Here is a 24,067-nt window from a genome sequence, read left to right as displayed (position 1 = left end):
CCGAACGACGAAAGGACAGCACGATGGATGCACCCAACCCGATCCAGGTCCAGAAGTACCTCGCCGGGATCGACTACCCGGCCTCGAAGGACACGATCGTCGCGACCGCCGAGAAGGAGGGCGCCGACAGCGACGTCCTCGACGCCCTGCGCGCCATCCCCGAGGGCGACTACGACAAGCCCACCGACGTGAGCTCCGCCGTCTCGAACGTCTGACCCCTCCGCGAGATGCCACTTGTGAGCACGACACGCCGTGTCGCCCGCCCACAAGTGGCATCTCGCGCTCCGCGCCCTGAATGGACTTCACCCGCGGTGAAGGTCGCACCTGCGGTGCGGCCGCCCTTCATGCTGGTCGAGCAGCCCCGGAGGGGCGCATCGAGACCCGCCGTCCTCAGCAGGACGGTCTGCACACCGTTCTCTTGACGCCGGTGGATCTCGATACGCCCGCTGCGCGGGCTACTCGATCAGCATGAAGGCCGCCTGCGGGGCGAATCGCCCCCGTCAGGGAAGACTTCGCCCACGCATGCCGGCCGAGCACTCACCTGCAGTGGGCCGGGTAGCGACCATGACTCTTCATGCTGGTCGAGCAGCCGTCCGCAGGACGGCGTATCGAGACCCCGGCCCGCCGGCGGCTACGCCGAGACCGGCTCCCGCTCCCTCAGCACGCCGGACTCCAGCGCCGCGAACGACAGCACCTTGTACCCCTCGGACTCGAAGAAGATCGTCGCGCGGTCGTCCTCGACGCTCATCACGGTGCCGGCACCCCATTCGCGGTGCTCCACCGCCTCGTCGACGCTCAGCGGGGCGTCGGATCGAGCCCCGGACGCCGCCTCGTCGGCCGCCTCCTGACGCGCCTCGTGCCGCTCGCAGCCGTCGCAGTTGCCGCACCACTCCGGACCCTCGACGCCGAAGTAGTCCAGCAGCACGCGCCGCCGGCACTGCGAGGTCTCCGCGTAGGCCCGCATCATCGACAGCCGCGACTCCGCGATGCGCTCGCGGGAGGAGAGCTCCTCCTTCACCGCGCGGACCGCGTCGTCCCCGCTGGCGTCGCTCACGGCCCGCAGGCCGCCCTCGGTCTCGAGCAGGTCCGCCTCGGCCAGGTCGTTGACCAGCCGCGCGACGGTGCGCGGCGACTTGCCCAGCGCCTCCGCCAGCTCGTCGACCTGCACGCCCGGCTTGTCGGACACGGCCGCCCACACCACGCGCAGCGCGGCCGGCTCGACCCGACGCTTGGCGAAGAAGCGCCGCAGCCCGAGGTCCTCGAGCCGGTAGTGCAGCGCGGCCGTGGCCGGCTCGCTGTCGCGGCCGGCGCGCCCGATCTCCTGGTAGTACGCGTCGAGCGACTCGGACGTCGTGGCGTGCAGAACGAAGCGCACGTCGCCGCGGTCGATCCCCATGCCGAAGGCGGAGGTGGCGACCACGACGTCCAGCTCGCCGTCGCGCCAGCGCCGATGCACCTCGCGCCGCTCGCTCGTCTTGAGCCCCGCGTGGTACGCCGCGACGGAGCGGCCCTCGGCGGCGATCTCCGCCGCGTACGTCTCGGTCTCCTTGCGGGTGGCCACGTAGACCAGCCCCGGGGCGGTCCAGCTGCGGGCCTCCTCGGCGACGGCCGCGCGCTTCTCGTTCTCGCTCTCGTGACGGTGCACCACGAGGCGGATCTCCGGGCGGTCGACGCCGTGCACCTGCACCTCGGGGTCGGTCATGCCGAGGCGCTCGATGATCTCCTCGCGCACCGGCCGGGAGGCGGTCGCGGTCATCGCGAGCACGGGCGGGTCGCCCAGCGCGCCGCGGACGTCCTTGAGGCGCAGGTAGTCCGGGCGGAAGTCGTGCCCCCAGGAGGAGACGCAGTGCGCCTCGTCGACGACCAGGAGCGAGACGCCGGCCGCAGCGAGCCGGGCGACGTTCTCCGCCTTCGCCAGCTGCTCCGGAGCGAGCAGCACGTAGAGCGGTCCGCCCTCGTCGATGCGCTCCCAGGCCCGCGCGACGGCGGCGGCGCCCTGCGCGGAGTTGATGGCGACGGCGGGCGGCGCGGCCGGCGCGGCCTCGATCGAGGCGAGCTGGTCGGCCTGCAGCGCGACGAGCGGCGAGACGACGAGCACGACGCCCCCGCGGTCGGCGCCGGCGATCTGGTAGACGGCGGACTTGCCGCCGCCGGTGGCGAGGACGAGCAGCGTGTCGCGGCCCGCCGCGGCCGACTCGATGGCTTCGCGCTGCCCCGGCAGCAGCGACGTCCAGCCGAAGTCCTCGCGGGCGATGCGGTCCACGGTGCTGCGCGTGGTGCGGGCGCGCCCGGCGGTCGTCGTCGTCGCGGCAGCGGCCTTCGCGGTCGTCTTCTTCGCGGTCGTCTTCTTCGCGGTCGTCTTCTTCGCGGTCGCGGTCTTCTCGGCGGCGGTCTTCGTCGTGGCGGCGGTGCCGGTGCTGCGGGTCGTGCGGGGCGAGCTCATGCTTCGACGCTACGTCTCCGCCCCCGCCGAGCGTCTCCGCTTGACAGCTCCGGGGAGCACGGTGAAGCCATCGCCCCGGCCCCTGCTGATCGAGCACCGGTGGCCCGGACGTGCTGGTCGAGCAGCGCCGCAGGCGCGTCTCGAGACCCACCCACCGCCGGAACGTGTCAAGACCCTGCCGCCCGCATCACCCCACGTGCTCCGATGGACACTCCGACGAGAGGAGCCCCCGTGCCCGAGAACGTGAACGAGGACCTGCCCGAGCAGGAGTCCGACCTGACCCCGAACACCGGCGGCGCCCAGACCGTGCTCCCCGGCGAGGACGCGAGCGACGCGAGCGCCGCCGGCGCTGCTCCCGGCGGCACCGCGATCGACCGCGGCGTCTCCGACACCGTCACCGAGGGCGACAGCGGAGGCGACACCGTCTCCGGCGACGCCGACCTCCCGGACGACACCGACGGCCCCGTCACCGACGACTGACCCGACCCCCGCGAGATGCCACTTGTGCACGCGACACGCCGTGAGAAGCGTGCACAAGTGGCATCTCGCGACGAGCGTCAGGCCCGGGACACCACCGGGCTGAAGAGCGTGCCGATGCCCTCGATGTCGATCGCGACCGTGTCGCCGTTGGCGATCGGCCCGACGCCGGCGGGCGTCCCGGTCAGGATGATGTCACCCGGCAGCAGCGTGAACACCCGCGAGACGTAGGCGATGATCTCGGGCACCCCGTGGATCATGTCGCCGGTGTTGCCGGACTGCAGCCGCCGCCCGTTCACCCGCGTCTCGAGCGCGCTCTCGTTCCAGACGAACTCGGTCTCGATGACCGGCCCGATCGGGCAGAACGTGTCGTAGCCCTTGGCCCGCGCCCACTGCCCGTCCGACTTCTGCAGGTCGCGCGCCGTGACGTCGTTCGCGATCGTGTAGCCGAAGACGACGTCCTCGTAGTCCTCCGCCCGGACGTTCCGCGCGATCGCCCCGATCACGACCGCGAGCTCGCCCTCGAACTCCACCTGCTGGCTGTCCTCGGGCAGCACGATCGGCTCGTCCGGCCCGATCACCGAGGTGTTCGGCTTCAGGAACATCAGCGGCTCGGCCGGGGCGTCGCCGCCCATCTCGGCCGCGTGGTCGGAGTAGTTCTTGCCGATCCCGATCACCTTCGAGCGCGGGATCACCGGCGCGAGCAGCTTCGCCTCGGCGAGCGGGATCCGCTCCCCCGTGGTCTCGAAGCCCGCGAACATCGGGTCGCCGGCGAGCACGACCAGGTCGTCCTCGTCCAGGATCCCGAAGTGGATCGCGCCCCCGTTGTCCCCGGAGCGCTGCGTGGCGAATCGTGCGATCTTCATGCGTCCAACCTCGTCATCCAGCCGTGCGTGTCCTCGCGACGTCCGTACTGGATGTCGGTCAGCTCCTCGCGCAGCGACATCGTCAGCGCGCCGGCCGGCGCGCCCTCGTGGCCCACCGAGAAGCCGTCGCCTTTGAGCTCGGCGATCGGCGTGATGACCGCCGCGGTTCCGCAGGCGAACACCTCCACCACGTCGCCGGACTCGACCCCGTCGCGCCACTCGTCGATCGACACCTGGCGGCGCTCGACGCGGTGGCCGCGGTCCTCGGCCAGCTGCAGCACGCTGTCGCGGGTGATCCCCTCGAGGATCGAGTCCGACTCCGGCGTGACGAGCGTGCCGTCCTTCTTCACGAGCACGACGTTCATTCCGCCGAGCTCCTCGATCCAGCGCGACTCCTGCGAGTCGAGGAAGAGCACCTGCGCGCAGCCGTGCTGGTACGCCTCCTGCTGCGGCAGCAGCGACGAGGCGTAGTTGCCGCCGGTCTTCGCCGCTCCCGTGCCGCCCTTGCCCGCGCGGGCGAAGGACGTCGACAGCCAGATCGACACCGGGGCGACGCCGCCGGAGAAGTAGGCGCCGGCCGGGCTCGCGATCACGTAGTAGCCGACCTCCTCGGCCGCGCGCACCCCGAGGAACGCCTCCTTCGCGAACATGAACGGCCGCAGGTACAGGCTGGTCTCCGGCTCGGACGGCACCCAGGCGCCGTCCGCCGCGATCAGCTGACGCAGCGACTCGACGAACAGCTCGGTCGGCAGCTCGGGCAGCGCGAGGCGGCGGGCGGAGCGCTGCAGCCGACCGGCGTTCGCCTCGGGGCGGAAGGTCCAGATCGAGCCGTCCGTGTGGCGGTAGGCCTTCATCCCCTCGAAGATCTCCTGCGCGTAGTGCAGGACCGCCGCGGCGGGGTCGAGCTGGATCGGGCCGTAGGGCTCGACGCGCGGGTGGTTCCAGCCGTCGGCGCGCGACCAGCGGATGTCGACCATGTGGTCGGTGAAGTGGACCCCGAAGCCGGGGTTCGCGAGGATGCGGGCGCGCTCCTCGGCGGAGCGCGGCGCGGGGTTGGCGGTCACCTCGAAGGCGAGGTCCTGCGCGGGGAGGGTGTCGGTCATGAGGGGTTCTTCCTGGAGTGGCGTGGGGGCCGGTGGGGAGCGGGGGCCCGGAGGGAGCGGGTCAGCGGAGCCGGGCGACGACGGAGTCGCCGATCGCGGCCGTGGAGCGCGGGGTGCCGTCGCGCGACTCGATGTCGGCGGTCACGGCCGCCGTCACGCGGGCGGCCTCGTCACCGCGACCCAGGTGGTCGAGCAGCAGCGCCACCGACAGGATCGCGGCGGTCGGATCGGCGAGCTGCTTCCCGGCGATGTCGGGCGCGGATCCGTGGACCGGCTCGAACATGCTGGGGAACGCGCCGTCGGGGTTGATGTTGCCCGAGGCCGCGAGTCCGATGCCGCCGCTGATCGCGCCGGCCAGATCGGTCAGGATGTCGCCGAACAGGTTGTCGGTGACGATGACGTCGAACCTAGCAGGATCGGTCACCAGGAAGATCGTCGCCGCGTCCACGTGGAGGTAGTCGACGGCCACGTCCTCGTAGGTGGCCCCGATCTCGTCCACGAGCCGCTTCCAGAGCGAGCCGGAGAAGACGAGCACGTTGGTCTTGTGCACCAGCGTGAGCTTCGAGCGGCGCGCGCGGGCCAGCTCGAAGGCGTGCCGGACGACGCGCTCGACGCCGTAGGCCGTGTTCACCGAGACCTCGTTCGCGATCTCGTGCGGCGTCCCCTGGCGGATCGAGCCGCCGTTGCCGACGTACGGCCCCTCGGTGCCCTCGCGCACGACGACGAAGTCGACCTCGCCGGGTGCCGACAGCGGCGACGGCACGCCCGCGTAGAGGCGGGTCGGCCGGAGGTTGACGTAGTGGTCGAGCGCGAAGCGCAGGCGCAGCAGCAGCCCGCGCTCGATGTTCGCGTCCTTGAGGCGCGGGTCGCCGGGCACGCCGCCGACCGCGCCGAGCAGGATCGCGTCGTGCGCGCTGATCGAGGCGAGGTCCTCGTCGGTGAGGACGTCGCCGGTCTCGAGGAACCGGCCGGCACCGAGCGAGAACGGCGTCCTCTCGATCACCAGGTCGGAGTCGGCGATGACGGCGTCGAGGACCTTCACGGCCTCGGCGATCACCTCCGGTCCGATCCCGTCTCCGGGGATGACGGCGAGCTTCACGGTGCGGGTCATGGCGGTCCTCAGACGTGCGGGGGGCACGGGCCGGGGTGCTGCGCGTCCAGAGCACTGGGCGTGCGGAGCACTCGAGCGTGCGGGGCAGGAGACCAGCCCAGCGTACTCTCGGGCCGCTCCTCCCGCCGGTCGCGCCGCGTCAGCTGCGGCGCAGCCGCCAGGCCGCCACGACGCCGGCGAGCAGCACCAGTCCGACGCCGATCCAGGCCGACCAGCCGACGCCCGCGTCGAACGCGGCCCCGGCCGACGCCAGCAGGCTCGACGCCGACTCCGCCGGGATCTCGCCCGCGACCGCGACGGCACCGCCCAGTGTCTCCCCCGCGCGCTGCGCCTGACCGGCGTCGAGGCCCTCGGGCAGCACCACACCACTGCGGTAGGCCGCCGTCAGCACCGTGCCGAGCGTCGCCGTGCCGAGCACCGCGCCCAGCTCGTACGCCGTCTCCGACACCGCCGAAGCGGACCCGGCCTTATCAGCGGGCGCGTTCGCGAGCACCAGCTCGTTCGAGACCGTCTCGGCCGCTCCGATCCCGAGGCCCAGGAAGGCGAACGAGACGGCGACGGTCAGCGCGGAGGCGCCGCCGGGCGCCGCGCTGCCGATCGCGAGCAGCGCGTAGCCCACCGCCGAGATCACGAGTCCGGCCGGCACGACGATCCGCGGCGAGATCCGCCGGGCGATCGGCACCACGCCGAGTCCCGCGCCGATCATCACCACGAGTCCCGGCACCAGCACGAGCCCCGCCTCGAGCGGCGAGAGGCCGACCACGAGCTGGAGGTGCTGCGAGACGAAGAACAGCCCGCCCACCAGCGCGACGACGCTGAGCAGGTTGACCAGGATGGCCGCGCTGAACGAGCCGCGGCGGAAGAGCGAGAGGTCGAGCATCGGCACCTCGCGGCGCTGCTGCCGGCGCACGAAGAGTACGCCGCTGACGACGCCGACCACGAGCGAGAGCACCGCGACCGCGTCGATCCCGTGCTCGGCGGCCGACTTGATCGCGTAGACGATCGGGGCCATCGTCGCGAGCGAGAGCACGATGCTGACCACGTCGACGGGCCCGGGCCGCGGGTCGCGCGACTCCGGCACCAGGATCGGCGCGAGCACCACCAGCGGCAGCAGCACCGGCACGGCGAGCAGGAACACCGAGCCCCAGGGGAAGTTCTCCAGCAGCACGCCGCCGACCAGCGGGCCGACCGCCGAGCCGACCGCGAAGCCGGTCGCCCAGATCGCGATCGCCATCCGGCGCTGATCGCGGTTCGGGAAGAGGCTGCGCAGGAGGGAGAGGGTCGAGGGCATCAGCGTCGCGCCGAAGAGACCGAGCGCCGCGCGGGCGGCGATCAGCGCGCCGGCCGTCGGGGCGAACGCCGCGGCGACGGAGACGACCGCGAAGCCGACCGCGCCGATCAGCAGGAGCCGGCGCCGGCCGACCCGGTCGCCGAGGCTGCCCATCGCGACCAGCAGTCCGGCGAGCACGAGCGGGTAGGCGTCGACGATCCAGAGCAGCTCGGTGCCGGAGGGCCCGAGGTCCTCGGCGATCAGCGGCAGCGCGAAGTTGAGGACGGTGTTGTCGACCGAGACGAGCAGCACCGGCAGCATCAGCACGGCCAGCGCGAACCAGGCGCGGCGGCCGACGCGGGGACCGTCGGGCTCGACCGCGGCTCCGGTGACGGCGGAGCCGGTGGTGGTGACGGTGGCGACGGGTGCAGTGCGGGCGGACACAGTGGTGCTCTCTCTCGAACGGGGTGATCGCGACCGAGTATACCGTCCAGCCGGTACAGTAGTCAGGGGCTGAACCGGGATCCGTCCCTAGGATGGAGCCCATGCCCGCCGCCCCCGCCCGCGACCGCGTCCTCGACGCGTTCGAGGCCCTGCTGATCGACCAGGGCGAGCGCGCGGCCACCCTCGACGCCGTGGCGAAGGCCGCCGGCGTGTCCAAGGGCGGTCTGCTCTACCACTTCCCCTCGAAGGACGCCCTCGTCGACGGACTCGTCGGGCGCCTGGACGACCGGCTCGCCGAGGACATCGACCGCATCCGCACGTCCGACGAGGGCGTCGTCCCGTACCTGATCCGCACGTCGTTCGCCGCGGACACCCCCTTCGACCGCACGATCCTCGCCGTCTCGCGCGTCGCCCAGGGCCACGACGAGCGTGCCAGCGCCGGCCTCGCCCGCATCCACGACAGCTGGTACGCCGTCGTCGCCGAGGCCGTCGGCGACCCCCTGGTCGCCCGCGCCATCGTCCTGATGAGCGACGGCCTCTACTACAACTCCGCCCTGCTCCCCACCGGCGACAGCCCCCGCGGCGAGGCCGCCGACGTCCTCGCGGTCATCGCCCGCCTCCTCCCGAGCTGACCCCGCAGGACCAGCCGCCGAAGGAGCAGCCGCGGTCGCGCCCGCCCGCCCTCTCTGCTGATCGACCAGCCGTCCGCAGGACGCGGAGCATGCTGGTCGAGCAGCCGGCCGCCGGCCGGCGTCTCGAGACCCGCCGCCTACAGCCGCACGGTCCCCTCGATCAGCGTCGCCGTCGCTCCGCCGATCCACACGTCGTCGCCGACGCGCTCCACGAGCACGCGCCCCGCTCGCCCCATCGCGGTCCCCTGCGCCGCGACGTACCGCTCGGGCGCCAGCCCGGCCCCGATCAGCCACTGCGCGATCCCCGCGTTCAGGCTCCCCGTCACCGGATCCTCCGGCACCCCCGCGTCCGGGATGAACGCGCGCACCTCGAAGGCGCACTCCGCCCCCGCCGGATGCGGCCCGACGACGCCCACGGCGAGCCCGCCGAGCCGCGCCGAGTCCGGCCGGATCGCGAGCACCCGCTCCGCCGACTCCAGCCGCAGCGCCAGCCAGCCCGGACCGTTGTCGGCCCACTCGTGCCCGAGGATCTCCTCGCGCGCGAGCCCCAGAGCGGCGGCCCCGCGCGCCAGCGTCGGCTCGTCCACCGGCCCGGTGCGCTGCCGCGGCGGCGCCGCGAACGCGATCGCCCCGTCCGACACCCGCAGCCGCACGAGCCCGGCCGCGCACTCCTGCACCAGCACTCCGGCGTCGCGCGGCACTCCCCCGGCCGCGAGCCACGCGTGCGCGCTGCCGAGCGTCGGGTGACCGGCGAAGGGCAGCTCGCGCCCCGGCGTGAAGATCCGCAGCCGGTAGTCGGCCTCCGGCGTCGTCGGCGGCAGCAGGAACGTCGTCTCCGACAGGTTCGTCCACCGCGCGAACGCGGCCATGTCCGCGTCGGCCACGCCGTCGCCGTCGACGACCACCGCGACCGGATTGCCGAGGAACGGCTCCGCGCCGAACACGTCGACCTGGGCGAACCTGCGCTGCACGGAACTGCGCTGCACGGCGCCGTCCTCTCTCGTCGTGGCGGGCGGAGTCCTACTCCGTGATGTCGATCTCCTGCATCAGATCGGCGTCGATCGCGACGCGGACCTTCTCCAGCAGTCCGTCCGGCGCCGGCGAGTCGATCGTGATCACCGAGAGCGCCTTGCCGCCCGCCTCGGTGCGCGCAATCTGCATGCCCGCGATGTTGACCGAGGCCTCGCCGAACTCGCGCCCGTAGACCGCGACGATGCCGGGCCGGTCGACGTAGCTCATCACCACGTGGTGCTTCGCGAGCGGCACCTCGACGTCGTAGCCGTTGATCGCGACGAGCTTCTCGACCTGCTTGGTGCCGGTCAGCGTGCCCGAGACCGAGATCTGCGAGCCGTCCGAGAGAGCGCCGCGGAGCGTGATCACGTTGCGGTACTCGTCCGAGACCGCGTCGGTGATCAGGCGCACCTCGATGCCGCGCTGCTCCGCCAGCACCGGCGCGTTGACGTAGGACACCGTCTCCGACACCACGTTGCTGAAGACGCCCTTGAGCGCCGCGAGCTTGAGGACCTTGACGTCGAAGCCGGCCAGCTCGCCGCGCACCTCGACGTCGATCGAGGTCACCGGCGAGGCGGCGAGACCCGAGAAGACCTGGCCCAGCTTCTCCACCAGCGGGATGCCGGGGCGGACGTACGGGTCGATGACGCCGCCCGCGACGTTCACCGCGTCCGGCACGAGCTCGCCCGAGAGCGCGAGGCGCACCGACTTCGCGACCGAGACGCCGGCCTTCTCCTGCGCCTCGTCGGTCGACGCCCCGAGGTGCGGAGTGACGACCACGTTCTCGAGGGCGAGCAGCGGCGAGTCGGTCGGCGGCTCCTTGACGAACACGTCGAGCCCGGCGCCGGCGATGGTCTTCGCGACGAGCGCGCGGTGCAGCGCGTCCTCGTCGATCAGCCCGCCGCGGGCGACGTTCACGAGGAACGCGGTCGGCTTCATCAGCGCGAGCTGCGCGTCCGAGATCATCCCGGTGGTCTCCGGCGTCTTCGGCATGTGGATGGTGATGAAGTCGCTCTGCGCGAGGAGCTCCTCGAGCGGCAGGAGCGTGACGCCGAGCTGCTGCGCGCGGGAGCTGGTGACGTAGGGGTCGTAGGCGACGACGTTCACGCCGAAGGCCTGCAGGCGCGCGGTGATCAGCGCGCCGATGCGGCCGAGCCCGATGATGCCGACCGTCTTCTCGTAGAGCTCGACGCCCGTGTACTTCGAGCGCTTCCAGAGGCCCTGCGCGAGCGCGCTGTGCGCGGCCGGGATGTGGCGGGCGAGGCTCAGGATGTGGCCGACGGTGAGCTCGGCGGCCGAGATGATGTTCGAGGTCGGCGCGTTCACCACCATGACGCCGGCGGCGGTCGCGGCCGTGATGTCGACGTTGTCGAGTCCCACGCCCGCGCGCGCGACGACCTTCAGCGAGGGGGCCGCGGCGATCGCCTCCGCGTCGACCTGCGTCGCGGAGCGGACCAGGATCGCGTCGGCCGAGCCGAGCGCCTCCAGCAGCGCGGGGCGGTCTGTGCCGTCCACGGAGCGGATCTCGAAGTCGGGACCGAGGGCGTCCACGGTGGCGGGCGAGAGTTCTTCGGCGATCAGGACGACCGGCTTAGTCACGAGAGGCGCTTCCTTCGGGGAGGGGACGGAGCGGGCACCGAGCACGGGGCGCGGTGGAGCCCCCGCCACTGTAGCGGAGGGCCGCAGCCGCCCCCGGCCGTGTGACGCCCGCTCTCGACGGCGGGCGCCACGACCGCCTAGAGCGAGACCAGGCTCTCGAATCCGAGGATCAGCTGCACGTCGAGCGAGAGGGCGGCCGAGAGGCAGAGCCCCGCGAACAGCAGGCCCGTCCGGGCGAGGAGCCCGCGGCGGCGACCGAGCACCAGCGCCAGCACGAAGCAGACCACCGGCAGCAGCAGCCCGAGCAGCAGCACGATCCAGCCCGTGCCGTTGAGGTCGGTGCCGAGCGTCGCGGCGTAGGTGCGCAGCCCGACGAGGTTGCCGATCCCCTCCCAGACGTCCCAGGCGAAGAGGAGCGCGAAGACCGCGGCGATCAGCACCGAGAGGAGGAGGCGCCGGCGCGGGTCGCTGCGGCGCGCGCCGCCGCCGAGGGTCGCCTTCGCCGAGCTGTCGGCCGAAGTGGAGTCGGTCGCGGTGGAGTCGGTCGCGGTGGAGTCGGCCGCGGTGGAGTCGCTCATCACGCGCCCTTCAGGAACGGCAGGGGGGCCAGCAGGATCAGCCCGGCGATCAGCCAGAGCACGCGGGTCCTCGTGCGGGCGCTCCGCGTGCCCAGCAGCACCGCGGCGAACCAGGCGGCCGGTCCGGCGACCGCGAGCCAGAGACCGAGCCCGTAGAGCCCGCCGCCGAGCGGGTCGCCCGCGAAGGTCGCGGCGATCGTGGCGTTCTGGCGGGTCGCGGTGATCATCCAGCCGATCGTCCAGAGGAGGTAGAGGCCTGCGGCGACGCCCATCGCGACCAGCAGCACGGAGGAGGCTGCCGCCGCGTCGGCGGCGTCGCGCTCGTCGTCCGGCTCGTCGTCCTCGAGCCCGTCCTCGTCGTCCTCGCGCAGCTCGTCCGGCAGCTCGTCGACGTCGCCGTCCCGTGCCTCGCGCTCCCGGGGAGCCGAGCGGACCGCCCGCGGCGCCTTCCGCCCCACAGGCCCGTGGCCCGCGACCAGCGTCGGGTCGCCGCCCTCGCCCGCCCAGCTGAGCGCGTCGTCGTCCCGGTCGTCCTCGGGTCTGCTCTCGGTCACCGCAACACCCTAGCCGCGCGTCCCTCGCAGTCGGCTCGGAGCACCCCGACACCTCCCCGCCACCGCGCGGTCACCCCCCGGCCTCCCCCAGGCGGGACCCTTCGGGGATGGCGGAGCAGTCGGGGACGGACGAGCGCGCGGCGGAGGGCGGCCGGCGCCGCTACGTCGCGATCGGCGACTCCTTCACCGAGGGCGTCGGCGACCCGCACCGGCTCCTGCCCAACGGCGTCCGCGGCTGGGCCGACCGCGTCGCCGACCGCCTCGCCCGCGCCGAGCCCGGCTGGGAGTACGCGAACCTCGCCATCCGCAGCAAGCGGCTCGCGCAGATCACCGCCGAGCAGCTGACGCCCGCGCTGGAGCTGCGGCCGACCCTGGTGACGCTCTACGCCGGCGGCAACGACATCCTCGACCTCGGCACCGACATGCGCGTGCTGATCGACGGCTACGAGCACCTGGTCGACGCGCTCGCGACGACGGGCGCCTCGCTCGTGCTCTTCACCGGCTTCGACATCCCCGGGCTGCCCGCACCGCGGATGTTCGTCAAGCGCAACCGCGTCTACAACAGCGCCGTCCGCCGGATCGCCCGCGAGCGCGGCGCCGTCCTCGTCGACTACTGGCGGATGCAGGCGTTCCGCGAGCCCGCGATGTGGTCGAGCGACCGGATGCACCTCTCCAAGCGCGGGCACCGCGTGCTGGCGGCCGAGGTGCTCGACGTCCTGGGCGTCCCGCACACCATCTCCGCCGGTCCCTGGGACGCGCCCGAGCCGCTCACCCCGCGCGAGCTCCTGCGCGACCAGTACCGCTGGGCGCACGACTGGGTGCTCCCCCTGGTCGGCCGGAAGATCCGCCGGGTGACGCTCGGCGACCACCTCGCTCCGCGCTGGCCCGAGCCCGTGCTCGTCCCGCCGAAGGGCGGCCTGCGCCGCCTGGCCCGCGACGCCGGCGCCTGACGGGCGGTCACGGGCGACCCCGCCCCCGGCGCACCCCGGGGGGCGGCGCTAGGACAGCAGCGGCAGCAGGGTCGCCAGCAGCAGCGCGCACGCGAGCATCACGATCGGCGCCACCCGCGCGGCGGCCGTGCCGGGCGGCACCGCCCTGCGCGAGGCACCCCGCAGCCGGCGCCGGTCGATCGCCGCGACCCCGCCGCGCACCGACAGCGGTCCCTCTTCCAGGTCCCCCGGCCAGAGCTCGACCAGCAGGCGCCGGCTCCGCGCCAGCTGAGCGTCCGAGGAGCGGACGACGGCCAGGAGCAGGCCGTTCCCCTGCGACGAGCCGATCCCGGCCCCTGCTCCGACCGCGACGACGACGGCCGCGGAGACGAGGAGCCCCTCCGAGCCGTCGAGCGCGACGGCCGAGAGCAGCAGCAGCAGGCCGACCACCGCGATGACGACGACGACGAGCGAGAGCACCGAGAACAGCGCGGAGCGGGCCCGCAGACCCTGCGCGGCGGCTCTCCCCCGCGCCTCAGACCACGCCGAGCGCGACGGTGCGAGGATCCCCGCCAGATCCGCCGGCGAGAGGGCGTCCTCCGCGAGCCGGACGTCGAAGGGCAGATCAGCGGTCTCGGCGAGGTCGTCCCGGTCGAGATCGGCGGGCACGGGCCAGGCCGCATGCGTGTAGCGCGCCGCCGCCGCCTCGGTCCGCCGGCGCATCGCCGACGCCGTGGCGACCAGCACCGTCCCCGCGATCAGCGCGAGCGCCAACGCCGTGACGGTCCGCAGCGCGACCGGCGCCGCCTCGAGGATCCCGCCGGACGCCAGCGCGAGCGCCGCCGCAAGCCCACCACCGGCGACCCCGCAGAGCACGACCCCCGCGGAGACCTCGTACGACAGCCCGTCCCGCGCCGCCGCCATACCCTCGTCCCACTGCCGCAGCCGCCGCGCTCGTCGCTCCATCCGCCCCACGCTACCCCCGCACCCCGTGCGCTACCCCGCGGCGCCCACGCACGCCACGCATGCTGATCGAGCACCCCGCGCAGCGGGCGCATCGAGATCCGCCAGCGCCAGAACGACGGTCTGCAGACCACCCGTGCTGGCGACGCCGGGTCTCGATATGCCCCTGCGGGGCTACTCGACCAGCTTGTCTGCGGGCGTCTCTTCCAAGTAGATCCCCAGCTTCAGACCACCGTGGATGGAGTGCATCGGAGGAACGCCCCCCTCGTGCTGATCGAGTAGCCCGCAGAGCGGGCGTATCGAGATCCTCCAGCTTCAGACGCCGACCCTGCAGACCCGCCCTCCCGACGACTTCAGGTCTCGAGACGCCCCTCCGGGCCTGCTCGCCCACCGTGGAGCGAGGGCCGATGCGAGTCGACCCGTGACGGGCTCCGGCCGAGCAGCAGGGCCCGAGACGGGTCGACTCGACTGACGCGCAGGTGTCGAGTGGACGTGGGCAGGGGCCGGCGCAGAGCTCAGCGCCCGTTTCGGGTCCGTTCGCGAATCATGCAGATCGAGTGGACCGCGCAGCGGGCGTATCGAGATCCACCAGCGCCGGAACGAGGGTCTGCAGACCCGCCCTGCGGAAGACGGCGGGTCTCGATACGCCGCTGCGCGGCTACTCGACCAGCATGAGATGCGGCGCCCGACCAACATGAGGTGCGGCGCCCGACCGAGGCGGACCACCCCCGGACGCGACGGAGCCCCGGCCCCGCCGGCGTCCACCGCGAGTGCGGTGGCCGTCGACGGCCCGGGGCTCCGAGGTCCGTCAGTGCGGGCGACTAGCGCGCGACGCTGCCGTCCGTGTAGTCCTCGTCGGTCTGCTTCCAGGCGAAGAGCTTGCGCAGCTCGCGGCCGGTCTCCTCGATCGGGTGCTTCTCGCCCTTGGCGCGCAGCTCCTGGAACTCGGGCGCTCCCGCGTCCTGGTCCGCGATGAAGCGCTTCGCGAAGGCGCCGCTCTGGATGTCGCCGAGCACCGCCTGCATGTTCTGCTTGACGCTGGGGTCGATGACGCGCGGGCCCGACACGTAGTCGCCGTACTCGGCGGTGTCGGAGACCGACCAGCGCTGCTTGGCGATGCCGCCCTCCCACATCAGGTCGACGATCAGCTTGAGCTCGTGGAGGACCTCGAAGTAGGCGATCTCGGGCTGGTAGCCGGCCTCGACGAGGGTCTCGAAGCCGTACTGGACGAGCTGCGAGGTGCCGCCGCAGAGCACGGCCTGCTCGCCGAACAGGTCGGTCTCGGTCTCCTCGGTGAAGGTCGTCTTGATGACGCCGGCGCGGGTGCCGCCGATGGCCTTCGCGTAGGACTTCGCGGTCTCCCAGGCGGTGCCGGTCGCGTCGTTCTCGACGGCGATGATGTCCGGGATGCCGCGGCCGGCGACGAACTCGCGGCGCACGGTGTGGCCGGGGGCCTTCGGCGCGATCAGGATCACGTCGACGCCCGCGGGCGCCTCGATGTAGCCGAAGCGGATGTTGAAGCCGTGCGCGAAGGCGAGCGTCTTGCCCTCGGTCAGCTTGTCCGCGATCTGCTCGCTGTAGATGGCGCGCTGGTGCTGGTCCGGCGCGAGGATCATGATCAGGTCGGCCCACTCGGCGGCGTCGGCGACGCTCTTGACCTCGAACCCGTCGTCCTCGGCCTTGGCGGTCGACTTCGACCCCTCCTTGAGAGCGATGACGACCTGGACTCCGGAGTCGCGGAGGTTCTGCGCGTGGGCGTGGCCCTGCGAGCCGTAGCCGACGATCGCGACCTTCTTGGACTGGATGATGGAGAGATCGGCGTCGGCGTCGTAGATGAGCTCGGTCACGTGATGCTTCCTTTTCTGTGGATGGAGTGGGCGGAGCGGAGAGCGGCGCGGAGCCGTCAGTTCTTGAAGACGCGCTCGGTGATCGACTTCGAGCCGCGGCCGATGGCCAGCAGACCCGACTGGGCGATCTCCTTGATGCCGTAGGGCTCGATGACCCGGAGGAACGCGGTGGTCTTGCCCGAGTCGCCGGTGACCTCGATCACCAGGGCGTCGGTCGCGACGTCGACGACGCGGGCGCGGAAGAGGTTCACGGCCTCGAGCACCTGCGAGCGGGTGACGTTGTCGACGCGCACCTTCACGAGCAGGTGCTCGCGGTGCACCGACTGGTCGGGGTCGAGCTCGACGATCTTGATGACGTTGATCAGCTTGTTCAGCTGCTTCGTCACCTGCTCGAGCGGGAGGTCCTCGACGTCGACGGCGACCGTGATGCGCGAGAGCCCCTCGAGCTCGGTCGGCCCGACGGCCAGCGACTCGATGTTGAAGCCGCGGCGTGCGAACAGTCCCGCGACGCGGGTGAGCAGTCCCGGCTTGTCCTCGACGAGCAGGGAGAGAACGTGGTGGGTCATGCGGTCTACTCCTCGTCGTCCCAGGTCGGGCTGTGGTCTCGGGCGTACTGGACGTAGCTGTTCGAGACGCCCTGCGGGACCATCGGCCACACCATGGAGTCGCGGCTGACCACGAAGTCGATCACGACGGGCCGGTCGTTGGTGGCGATCGCGAGCTCGATGGCCGCGTCGATCTCCTCCGGCTTGGTGACCCGGATGCCCAGGGCGCCGTAGGCCTCCGCGAGCTTCACGAAGTCCGGCACGCGGATGGTGTCGTGCCCCGTGTTGAGGTCGGTGTTGGAGTAGCGGCCCTCGTAGAACAGGGTCTGCCACTGGCGCACCATGCCGAGCGAGGAGTTGTTGATCACCGCGACCTTGATCGGGATGTCGTTGATCGTGCAGGTGGCGAGCTCCTGATTGGTCATCTGGAAGCAGCCGTCGCCGTCGATCGCCCAGACCGTGCGGTCGGGCTCGCCCACCTTGGCGCCCATCGCCGCGGGAACGGAGTAGCCCATCGTGCCGGCGCCGCCGGAGTTGAGCCACGAGTTCGGGCGCTCGTACTTGATGAACTGCGCCGCCCACATCTGGTGCTGGCCGACACCCGAGGCGAAGACGCCCTCGGGACCGGTGATCTCGCCGATCCGCTTGATCACGTACTGCGGCGAGAGCAGGCCGTCGACCGGCTCGGTGTAGCCGAGCGGGAACTCCTCCTGCAGGCCCTTGAGGTAGGTCCACCAGTCGGCCGTGTCGGGCGCCGCGCCGTCGATCGCCTTCGCGAACGCGTCGGTGAGGTCCGGCAGGACGTCCTTGAGGTCGCCCACGATCGGCACGTCGGCCGTCCGGATCTTCGAGATCTCGGCCGGGTCGATGTCGACGTGCACGACCTTGGCGTTCGGCGCGAAGAGCGCCGCCTTGCCGGTCACGCGGTCGTCGAAGCGCGAGCCGAGCGCCAGGATCAGGTCCGACTCCTGCAGCGCGAGCACCGCGGGGACGGTGCCGTGCATGCCGGGCATGCCGAGCTGCTGCTCGTGCGAGTCCGGGAAAGCGCCGCGCGCCATCAGCGTCGTGACGACGGGGGCACCGCAGGCCTCGGCGAACGCCAGCAGCTCGGCCGCCGCGCGGGCGCGGATGATGCCGCCGCCCACGTAGAGCACGGGCTTGCGCGCCTCGGCCAGCAGCTGCGCCGCGGCCTGGATCTGCTTGCCGTGCGCCTTGGTCACCGGGCGGTAGCCGGGCAGGTCGATCCTCGGCGGCCAGACGAACGGCGCCGCGTCCTGCTGCGCGTCCTTGGTGATGTCGACGAGCACGGGGCCGGGGCGGCCCGTCGTCGCGATCAGCACGGCCGAGGCGAGCGCCGAGGGGATGTCCTCGGGGCGCGTGACCAGGATGGAGTGCTTGGTGATCGGCATCGTGATGCCGACGATGTCCGCCTCCTGGAAGGCGTCGGTGCCCATCAGCGTCGAGAAGACCTGGCCGGTGATCGCGAGCATCGGCACGGAGTCCATGTACGCGTCGGCGATCGCGGTGACGAGGTTGGTCGCACCCGGCCCGGAGGTCGCGATGCAGACGCCGAGCTTGCCGGTCGCCGCGGCGTAGCCCTCGGCCGCGTGGCCGGCGCCCTGCTCGTGGCGGACCAGGATGTGGCGGATCTTCGACGAGTCCATCAGCGGGTCGTAGACGGGCAGGATCGCGCCGCCGGGCAGGCCGAAGACGTCCTCGATCCCGAGCATCTCGAGCGAGCGGACGACCGCCTGCGCTCCGGTGAGCGACTCGGCGACGGGCGCGACCGCCGGCGCGGACGCGGCGGTGCGGGGTGGCTGGGGTGTCGGTGCGGTGGGCACGGCGGACGGATCCGGGGTCATGCGGGTGTCGATTCCTTCGAAGCGTGATGCGGCGGCGGGCACCCGGGGCTCGGGGTGCGAGCGAGCGGTGCCCGGGAGGCGCGAATGCGCGGCCGGCCCGAGCGGGCCGGGATCAACCCGTGGTGGCGCCCTCGGCGGCCGAGCGGACGAGCTTGGCGTACTTGGCGAGGACACCGCGGGTGTAGCGCGGCGGGAGGGGCGCCCAGCCTTCTCGGCGGGCGGCGAGCTCGGATTCGTCGACGAGTAGGTCGATCGATCGAGCGGCGATGTCGACCCGAATCGGGTCTCCGTCGCGGACGAATGCGATGGGACCTGCGTCCACCGATTCGGGAGCTATGTGGCCGATGCACAGGCCGGTTGTGCCGCCTGAGAATCGTCCGTCGGTCAACAGTAGTACATCTTTTCCGAGGCCGGCCCCCTTGATGGCGGCCGTGATGGCCAGCATCTCGCGCATGCCCGGGCCGCCCTTGGGGCCCTCGTAGCGGATGACCACCACGTCGCCCTTCTTGATGTCGCCGTCGGTCAGCGCGTCCATCGCCGCGCGCTCGCGCTCGAAGACCCGCGCGGGGCCCTCGAAGACGGAGGCGTCGAAGCCGGCCGTCTTGACGACCGCGCCCTCGGGAGCGAGCGAGCCCTTGAGGACGGTCAGGCCGCCGGTGGCGTGGATCGGGTTGTCGAGAGTGCGGATGACCTCGCCGTCCAGCGGCGCGATGTCCATCGCCGCGAGGTTCTCGGCGACCGTCTTGCCGGTGACCGTGAGGCAGTCGCCGTGCAGGAGGCCCGCGTCGAGCAGGGCCTTCATCACGGCGGGGACGCCGCCGTGGCGGTCCACGTCGTTCATGACGTACTTGCCGAACGGCTTGAGGTCGCCGATGTGCGGGATCGTGTCGCCGATGCGGTTGAAGTCGTCGATCGTGAGGTCGACCTCGGCCTCGTTGGCGATCGCGAGCAGGTGCAGGATGACGTTGGTCGAGCCGCCGAACGCCATGGCCACGGCGATCGCGTTCTCGAACGCCTCCTTGGTCAGGATGTCGCGCGCGGTGGTGCCGTTGCGCAGCAGCTCGACGACCGCCTCCCCCGACTTGCGGGCGAAGTAGTCGCGGCGGCGGTCGGCCGCGGCGGGCGACGCGGAGCCGGGCAGGCTCATCCCGAGCGCCTCGGCGACGCTGGCCATCGTGTTCGCGGTATACATGCCGCCGCACGAGCCCTCGCCCGGGGCGAAGGCGCACTCGATGCGCTTGGCGTCCTCCTCGGACATGATCCCGGCCTTGACGCCGCCGACCGCCTCGAAGGAGTCGATGATCGTGATGTCCTTCTCGGTGCCGTCGGACAGCTTGACCCAGCCCGGCGCGATCGAGCCGGCGTAGACGAAGACGGCGGCGAGGTCGAGGCGCGCGGCGGCCATCAGCATGCCGGGCAGCGACTTGTCGCAGCCGGCCAGCATGACGGTGCCGTCGAGGCGCTCGGCCATCATCACGGTCTCGACGGAGTCGGCGATGACTTCCCGCGAGACGAGCGAGAAGTGCATGCCCTCGTGGCCCATCGAGATGCCGTCCGAGACGGAGATGGTGCCGAACTGCAGCGGGTAGCCGCCGCCCGAGTGCACGCCCTCCTTCGCGCTGCGCGCGAGGCGCTCCAGCGAGAGGTTGCAGGGGGTGATCTCGTTCCACGACGAGGCGATGCCGATCTGGGGCTTCTCCCAGTCGTCATCGCCCATTCCCACGGCGCGCAGCATCCCGCGCGACGTCGTGGCCTCGATGCCGTCCGTGACGGTGCGCGAACGAGGCTTCCAATCGATTTCCGGCATGTGACGAGGCTACCGCCTCGCACGCGGTGCTCCCGCGCTCCGCAGCGCGCTCCGATCCGTCGCGAACGGTCGTGTCGGCGGCCCGGGGGCAGCCGTTCGCGCCGGATCGACGGGACGGGCTCAGCCCGCGGTGGCGCGGAAGTCGGCGAGCAGCGACAGCACGTGGGCGATCTGCTCGGGCCCGCGGACGCGGTAGGCGGCCGAGGTCGTGCCGGCGCCGCTCTTGACGCCGACGTCGCCGGTGCCGAGGACCGCGAAGGCGTCCTCGTCGGTGACGTCGTCGCCCGCGTAGAGCACGGCGGTCGCGCCGGTGTAGCGGCGCAGGTGCTGCACGGCCTCGCCCTTGGTGGTCGAGCGGACCGAGAACTCGAGCACGTTCTTGCCCTCGCGGACGGTGACGCCCTCGACCTCCGCGCGCGCCTCGGAGAGGGCGACGACGTGCGCGACGCGGCTGTGCCGGTCCGTCGCGAGGCGGGTGTGCAGGGCGAAGCCGGCCGGCTTGTCCTCGATCCAGACGTTGTCGATGCCGCGGGCGATGCCCTTCAGCACGTCCTCGAGCACGCCGACCTTCGCCAGCTCCGTCTCGTCGAGGCGGACGGCGTCGTCGCCCGGGTCCAGGCGGATCTCGATGCCGTGCGAGCCGACCAGCAGCGCCTCATCCGGCAGCTGCGCGACCTCCTCGAGGCTGCCGAGCGCGCGGCCGGAGACCAGCGCGACGCGGGTGCCGGGCAGCGCGAGCAGCCGGAGCACGGCCTCGCGCGCCTCGGGCAGGGCGCGGGCGCGCGCAGGGTCGTCGACCTCCGGGGCCAGCGTGCCGTCGAAGTCGAGCGCCACCAGCAGCCGTCCGGTCGCGGCGAGCTCGCGCAGCGCGGTGACGAGGCGGTCGGGCACGCCGGGCAGGTGCTCGCCGGGCGTCGGGGCGACGACGGTCATCGCGTCGCCTCCGCGTCGTCGCCGCGGGCCTCGTCGCGGCGGACGTCCTCGTGGTGCGCGTCCTCGGCCGCGCGACCGCGGACGCCGTCCTCGTGGTGCTCCGCCTCCTGGCCGAGCGGCGCCTCCTGGCCGCGCGCGGCCGGGTGCACGTCGAGCTGCTGGCCCGCGGCGTGCTCGCTCAGCGCGTCGAGGAAGCTGGCGGACCAGCGCGAGACGTCGTTCTCGAGCACGCGGCGGCGCAGCGCCCGCATCCGGCGGGTGCGCTCGGCGCGCGGCATCCGGGCCGCGCTCTCGATCGCGTCCTTGAGCCCGGAGATGTCGTGCGGGTTGATCTGCACGGCCTGCTTCAGCTCGTCCGCGGCGCCGGTGAACTCGCTCAGCACGAGCACGCCGTCGTTGTCGAAGCGGGAGGCGACGTACTCCTTCGCGACCAGGTTCATCCCGTCGCGCAGCGCCGTCACCAGCATCACGTCGGCGGCGAGGTAGAGCGCCACCATCTCCTCGCGCGGGTAGCCGTGGTGCAGGTAGCTGATCGCCGGGTTGCCGATGGTGCCGTAGTCGCCGTTGATCCGGCCGACCTGCAGCTCGATGTCGTCCCGCAGGAGCTTGTAGGTCTCCACCCGCTCGCGGCTCGGGCTCGCGACCTGGACGAGCACCGCGTCCTTGGTGCTGAGGCGGCCGTCTGCGAGCAGCTCGCCGAACGCCTTGAGCCGGTGGCCGATGCCCTTGGTGTAGTCCAGGCGGTCGACGCCGAGCATGACCACCTCGGGGTCGCCCAGGTCGGAGCGGATCTGCCGCGCCCGCTCCTGGATCTCGGGGGTGCGCGCCATCGCCTCGAACGCGGCGGAATCGATCGAGATCGGGAAGTGGCGGGCGACCACCGGGCGGACGCTGGCGCCGCGGCGCGAGCGGTTGACCCGGCGGGTGCCGTCGACCGCGTCGTCCTCGACGGGCACCTCGACGACGGTGCTGCGGGTGTCGTAGCCGAGCAGGCGGCGGACCGCGCGGAGGAAGCTGCCCGCGTCGCCCTGGCGCTGGAAGCCGATCACGTCGGCGCCCAGCAGGCCCTCGACGATCTGCTTGCGCCACGGGAGCTGGGCGAAGATGCCGTAGGGCGGGAACGGGATGTGGTTGAAGAAGCCGATCGTGACGTCCGGGCGCAGCTCGCGGAGCATCTTCGGCACCAGCTGCAGCTGGTAGTCCTGCACCCAGACGACGCCGTCCTGCTCCGTGACGGCGGCGGCGGCCTCGGCGAAGCGGCGGTTCACCCGGACGTAGGCGTCCCACCACTCGCGGTGGTAGGTGGGCGGCGCGATCACGTCGTGGTAGAGCGGCCAGAGGGTGTCGTTGGAGAAGCCCTCGTAGTAGTCCTCGAGCTCCTGGGCGCTGAGCGCGACCGGGACGATCTGCACGCCGTCGTTCTCGAACGGCGCGACCTCCTCGTCCGCGACGCCGGGCCAGCCGACCCAGGCGCCCTCGTTGGCGCGCATCACGGGCTCGAGCGCGGTGACCAGCCCGCCGGGCGAGGTCTTCCACGACGCGGTGCCGTCGGCGTCGACGACGCGGTCGACGGGGAGGCGGTTCGAGACCACCACGAACGCGTTGCGTGCGGTCGAGACGGGGGCGTCCGCGGTCGCGGTGTCCCGGTCATCGGTGCTGTCGTCGGTGCTGTCCTCGAGGGGTGCGGGGGCGGAGGCGGAGTGCGGAGGAATGGTGGGTCCCGATCGTCGGTCGTGCCGTCTTCGTACCCGGGGAGGCTACCAGCCGCACTCGGACGGGGGCCGGGTCTCAGCCCTGAGCGAGAGCGAGCGCCAGCACCGCGCCGCCGACCGTCGGCACCACCGCGACGGCGCCGAGCAGCGCGTACTGCCGCCAGGAGATCGTCACGCCGAGCGCGGTCAGCCGCTGGTGCCAGAGCAGCGTGGCGAGCGAGGCCCACGGGGTGATCAGCGGCCCGGCGTTCACGCCGATCAGCAGGGCGACGAGGCGCACCGGATCGGCGGCGACCGGCTCGAGCGCGAGGTAGGCCGGCAGGTTGTCGACGAGGTTCGCGGCCACGACGCCGGAGCCCGCGAGCCGGAGCAGGTCGCCCACGCCGCTCCCGTCGCCCGCGACCACGGCGAGCGCCGCTCCGAGGCCGAGCTGGTGCGCAGCCTCCATCACGACGAAGAGACCGGACGCGAAGACGACCAACTGCCACGGCAGGAGCGAGACCTTCAGCGCGGATGGCCGCCGCACCGCGAAGAGCACGACGAGGGCGAGCGCCGCGACGGCCGCGGGGATCCACACCTCGAGCCCGGAGACGAGGGCGGGCAGCAGCAGCGCGACGACGACGCCGGCGCCGATCAGCAGGACGCGGTCCTCGACCGGGGTCCGCTCCCCCGTCCGGTAGCGGCCGGCGAGCTCGCGGCGGTAGCGGATCGCGAGCACGAGCACCGGGATCACGGCCGCGACGAGCGCGGGCGCGGCGGTCAGCGCGGCGAAGGCGAGCGGCCCGTCGACGCCGAGCCGCCTCTCTGCCAGGAGGTTGGTGAGGTTCGACACAGGGAGCAGCAGGGAGGCGCAGTTGGCGAGCCAGACGGTCGCCATCGCGAACGGCAGCGGCGACACCCGCACGTGCGCGGCGAGCAGCACGACGACCGGCGTGAGCAGCACGGCGGTGGTGTCGAGGGAGAGGAAGACGGTGCTGACGATCGCCATCGCGACCACGAGGAGCCAGAGCAGAGCGGTCCGCCCGCGGCCCCAGATCGCGGCCCGCTCGGCCACGACCGTGAAGACTCCGGCCTCGGACGCCAGCTCCGCCACCACGGTGACGGCGACCACGAAGGCGAGGATCGGCGCCGTGCGCTCGACCAGCTCGCCGAGCGCGTCCATCGGCAGGACCCCGGTGAGGGCGGCGATCGCGCCGAGCACGAGGAGCACCGCCCCGATCACAGCCGTGCGCATCTCGTGTCCGTTCTCCTCGGTGCCCGCCGCGGCCCGGCGCCGAGCAGCGGTTCACCGTAGCGGGCGGAACCGGCGACGGAGCCGCCCGATGGCCGTCGGCGGTGTCAACCGTTGGGAGGGAAGCGGGCCGCACCGCTAGCGTCGTGG

21 protein-coding genes are annotated in these 24,067 nt (G+C 72.6%); 4 read left to right on the top strand and 17 right to left on the bottom strand.

From position 1 onward, the window contains the following. Positions 1 to 23 precede the first annotated feature (23 nt). Positions 24 to 215 carry a DUF2795 domain-containing protein gene (locus HRK28_RS13045; protein WP_173251864.1) on the top strand — a complete coding sequence of 64 codons (192 nt, stop codon included), beginning with the start codon at positions 24 to 26 and terminating at the stop codon, positions 213 to 215. 416 nt (positions 216 to 631) lie between these two features. Here the strand turns inward: HRK28_RS13045 and HRK28_RS13040 are convergent, their stop codons facing one another. Continuing rightward, positions 632 to 2,443 carry a RecQ family ATP-dependent DNA helicase gene (locus HRK28_RS13040; RefSeq protein WP_173251863.1) on the bottom strand — a complete coding sequence of 604 codons (1,812 nt, stop codon included), beginning with the start codon at positions 2,441 to 2,443 and terminating at the stop codon, positions 632 to 634. Between the two features lie 231 nt (positions 2,444 to 2,674). Between HRK28_RS13040 and HRK28_RS13035 the strand changes: the two genes are divergently transcribed. Further along, complete coding sequence (locus HRK28_RS13035; RefSeq protein ID WP_160090347.1) at positions 2,675 to 2,923, top strand: hypothetical protein; 249 nt, start codon at positions 2,675 to 2,677, stop codon at positions 2,921 to 2,923. A 77-nt stretch (positions 2,924 to 3,000) separates the two neighbouring features. Here HRK28_RS13035 and HRK28_RS13030 read toward each other — a convergent pair whose 3' ends face one another. The 4 genes from HRK28_RS13030 to HRK28_RS13015 form a co-directional block, all read right to left on the bottom strand. Further along, the gene (locus HRK28_RS13030; protein WP_123734013.1) at positions 3,001 to 3,786 is read right to left on the bottom strand and encodes a fumarylacetoacetate hydrolase family protein; all 786 of its coding nucleotides are present in this window, start codon (positions 3,784 to 3,786) and stop codon (positions 3,001 to 3,003) included. Next, on the bottom strand, positions 3,783 to 4,889 hold the full coding sequence (locus tag HRK28_RS13025; protein ID WP_173251862.1) for a branched-chain amino acid aminotransferase: 1,107 nt from the start codon (positions 4,887 to 4,889) through the stop codon (positions 3,783 to 3,785). Before HRK28_RS13025 ends, HRK28_RS13030 begins: the two co-directional genes overlap by 4 nt. A gap of 61 nt (positions 4,890 to 4,950) precedes the next feature. Further along, positions 4,951 to 6,000, bottom strand: coding sequence for a 3-isopropylmalate dehydrogenase (locus HRK28_RS13020; protein WP_160090349.1), 1,050 nt, complete (start codon positions 5,998 to 6,000; stop codon positions 4,951 to 4,953). A 139-nt stretch (positions 6,001 to 6,139) separates the two neighbouring features. After that, positions 6,140 to 7,714, bottom strand: coding sequence for an MFS transporter (locus HRK28_RS13015; RefSeq protein ID WP_367948416.1), 1,575 nt, complete (start codon positions 7,712 to 7,714; stop codon positions 6,140 to 6,142). 101 nt (positions 7,715 to 7,815) lie between these two features. Between HRK28_RS13015 and HRK28_RS13010 the strand changes: the two genes are divergently transcribed. Next, positions 7,816 to 8,346 (top strand): TetR/AcrR family transcriptional regulator, encoded by a 531-nt coding sequence (locus tag HRK28_RS13010; RefSeq protein ID WP_160090350.1) that lies wholly within the window; start codon positions 7,816 to 7,818, stop codon positions 8,344 to 8,346. A gap of 137 nt (positions 8,347 to 8,483) precedes the next feature. On the opposite strand, the gene HRK28_RS13005 is transcribed toward HRK28_RS13010, so the two are convergent. The 4 genes from HRK28_RS13005 to HRK28_RS12990 form a co-directional block, all read right to left on the bottom strand. Further along, a complete protein-coding gene (locus HRK28_RS13005; RefSeq protein WP_173251861.1) occupies positions 8,484 to 9,332 on the bottom strand; it encodes a PhzF family phenazine biosynthesis protein in 849 nt (282 codons plus the stop codon). Between the two features lie 34 nt (positions 9,333 to 9,366). After that, complete coding sequence (gene serA, locus HRK28_RS13000) at positions 9,367 to 10,956, bottom strand: phosphoglycerate dehydrogenase (protein ID WP_160090352.1); 1,590 nt, start codon at positions 10,954 to 10,956, stop codon at positions 9,367 to 9,369. Positions 10,957 to 11,093: 137 nt separating this feature from the next. After that, complete coding sequence (locus tag HRK28_RS12995) at positions 11,094 to 11,534, bottom strand: hypothetical protein (protein ID WP_173251860.1); 441 nt, start codon at positions 11,532 to 11,534, stop codon at positions 11,094 to 11,096. Next, positions 11,534 to 12,088 (bottom strand): DNA polymerase III subunit gamma/tau, encoded by a 555-nt coding sequence (locus HRK28_RS12990; protein ID WP_173251859.1) that lies wholly within the window; start codon positions 12,086 to 12,088, stop codon positions 11,534 to 11,536. The genes HRK28_RS12995 and HRK28_RS12990 overlap by 1 nt, the downstream gene beginning before the upstream one ends. 107 nt (positions 12,089 to 12,195) lie before the next feature. On the opposite strand from HRK28_RS12990, the gene HRK28_RS12985 reads away from it, so the two are divergent. Then, positions 12,196 to 13,038, top strand: a complete 843-nt coding sequence (locus tag HRK28_RS12985; RefSeq protein WP_173251858.1) for an SGNH/GDSL hydrolase family protein — start codon at positions 12,196 to 12,198, stop codon at positions 13,036 to 13,038. 48 nt (positions 13,039 to 13,086) lie between these two features. Here the strand turns inward: HRK28_RS12985 and HRK28_RS12980 are convergent, their stop codons facing one another. The 8 genes from HRK28_RS12980 to HRK28_RS12945 form a co-directional block, all read right to left on the bottom strand. After that, entirely contained in the window at positions 13,087 to 13,983 is an 897-nt protein-coding gene (locus HRK28_RS12980) for a hypothetical protein (RefSeq protein WP_173251857.1), read from the bottom strand. Positions 13,984 to 14,801: 818 nt separating this feature from the next. Then, positions 14,802 to 15,827, bottom strand: a complete 1,026-nt coding sequence (ilvC, locus tag HRK28_RS12975) for a ketol-acid reductoisomerase (protein ID WP_123734023.1) — start codon at positions 15,825 to 15,827, stop codon at positions 14,802 to 14,804. Positions 15,828 to 15,883: 56 nt separating this feature from the next. After that, positions 15,884 to 16,393: an acetolactate synthase small subunit gene (gene ilvN, locus HRK28_RS12970; protein WP_123447978.1), complete on the bottom strand. Its 510-nt coding sequence runs from the start codon at positions 16,391 to 16,393 to the stop codon at positions 15,884 to 15,886. A 5-nt stretch (positions 16,394 to 16,398) separates the two neighbouring features. Next, positions 16,399 to 18,234 carry an acetolactate synthase large subunit gene (locus tag HRK28_RS12965; RefSeq protein ID WP_160090357.1) on the bottom strand — a complete coding sequence of 612 codons (1,836 nt, stop codon included), beginning with the start codon at positions 18,232 to 18,234 and terminating at the stop codon, positions 16,399 to 16,401. 112 nt (positions 18,235 to 18,346) lie between these two features. Then, positions 18,347 to 20,041 (bottom strand): dihydroxy-acid dehydratase, encoded by a 1,695-nt coding sequence (ilvD, locus tag HRK28_RS12960; protein WP_160090358.1) that lies wholly within the window; start codon positions 20,039 to 20,041, stop codon positions 18,347 to 18,349. A 120-nt stretch (positions 20,042 to 20,161) separates the two neighbouring features. After that, entirely contained in the window at positions 20,162 to 20,974 is an 813-nt protein-coding gene (gene otsB, locus HRK28_RS12955; protein WP_173251856.1) for a trehalose-phosphatase, read from the bottom strand. Continuing rightward, positions 20,971 to 22,569, bottom strand: a complete 1,599-nt coding sequence (locus tag HRK28_RS12950) for a trehalose-6-phosphate synthase (RefSeq protein ID WP_173251855.1) — start codon at positions 22,567 to 22,569, stop codon at positions 20,971 to 20,973. Before HRK28_RS12950 ends, otsB begins: the two co-directional genes overlap by 4 nt. Before the next feature lie 193 nt (positions 22,570 to 22,762). After that, positions 22,763 to 23,920, bottom strand: coding sequence for an SLC13 family permease (locus tag HRK28_RS12945; RefSeq protein ID WP_160090361.1), 1,158 nt, complete (start codon positions 23,918 to 23,920; stop codon positions 22,763 to 22,765). Positions 23,921 to 24,067 lie beyond the last annotated feature (147 nt).

Origin of the sequence: Rathayibacter sp. VKM Ac-2835 (assembly GCF_013266705.1) — a bacterium.
GTDB lineage: Bacteria > Actinomycetota > Actinomycetes > Actinomycetales > Microbacteriaceae > Rathayibacter.
Note: the sequence above shows the minus strand (reverse complement) of the source record. Positions and strands in the feature narration are given on the sequence as shown.

What these genes read in the sequence shown, in the direction of transcription:
- HRK28_RS13025 (WP_173251862.1), bottom strand. Translation starts at nt 4,889, where the DNA reads ATGACCGACACCCTCCCCGCGCAGGACCTCGCCTTCGAGGTGACCGCC.
- HRK28_RS12995 (WP_173251860.1), bottom strand. Translation starts at nt 11,534, where the DNA reads ATGAGCGACTCCACCGCGGCCGACTCCACCGCGACCGACTCCACCGCG.
- HRK28_RS12965 (WP_160090357.1), bottom strand. Translation starts at nt 18,234, where the DNA reads ATGACCCCGGATCCGTCCGCCGTGCCCACCGCACCGACACCCCAGCCA.
- HRK28_RS12985 (WP_173251858.1), top strand. Translation starts at nt 12,196, where the DNA reads ATGGCGGAGCAGTCGGGGACGGACGAGCGCGCGGCGGAGGGCGGCCGG.
- HRK28_RS13010 (WP_160090350.1), top strand. Translation starts at nt 7,816, where the DNA reads ATGCCCGCCGCCCCCGCCCGCGACCGCGTCCTCGACGCGTTCGAGGCC.
- ilvN (WP_123447978.1), bottom strand. Translation starts at nt 16,393, where the DNA reads ATGACCCACCACGTTCTCTCCCTGCTCGTCGAGGACAAGCCGGGACTG.
- ilvD (WP_160090358.1), bottom strand. Translation starts at nt 20,041, where the DNA reads ATGCCGGAAATCGATTGGAAGCCTCGTTCGCGCACCGTCACGGACGGC.
- HRK28_RS12945 (WP_160090361.1), bottom strand. Translation starts at nt 23,920, where the DNA reads ATGCGCACGGCTGTGATCGGGGCGGTGCTCCTCGTGCTCGGCGCGATC.
- HRK28_RS12980 (WP_173251857.1), bottom strand. Translation starts at nt 13,983, where the DNA reads ATGGAGCGACGAGCGCGGCGGCTGCGGCAGTGGGACGAGGGTATGGCG.
- HRK28_RS13045 (WP_173251864.1), top strand. Translation starts at nt 24, where the DNA reads ATGGATGCACCCAACCCGATCCAGGTCCAGAAGTACCTCGCCGGGATC.
- HRK28_RS13020 (WP_160090349.1), bottom strand. Translation starts at nt 6,000, where the DNA reads ATGACCCGCACCGTGAAGCTCGCCGTCATCCCCGGAGACGGGATCGGA.
- otsB (WP_173251856.1), bottom strand. Translation starts at nt 20,974, where the DNA reads ATGACCGTCGTCGCCCCGACGCCCGGCGAGCACCTGCCCGGCGTGCCC.
- HRK28_RS13040 (WP_173251863.1), bottom strand. Translation starts at nt 2,443, where the DNA reads ATGAGCTCGCCCCGCACGACCCGCAGCACCGGCACCGCCGCCACGACG.
- HRK28_RS13030 (WP_123734013.1), bottom strand. Translation starts at nt 3,786, where the DNA reads ATGAAGATCGCACGATTCGCCACGCAGCGCTCCGGGGACAACGGGGGC.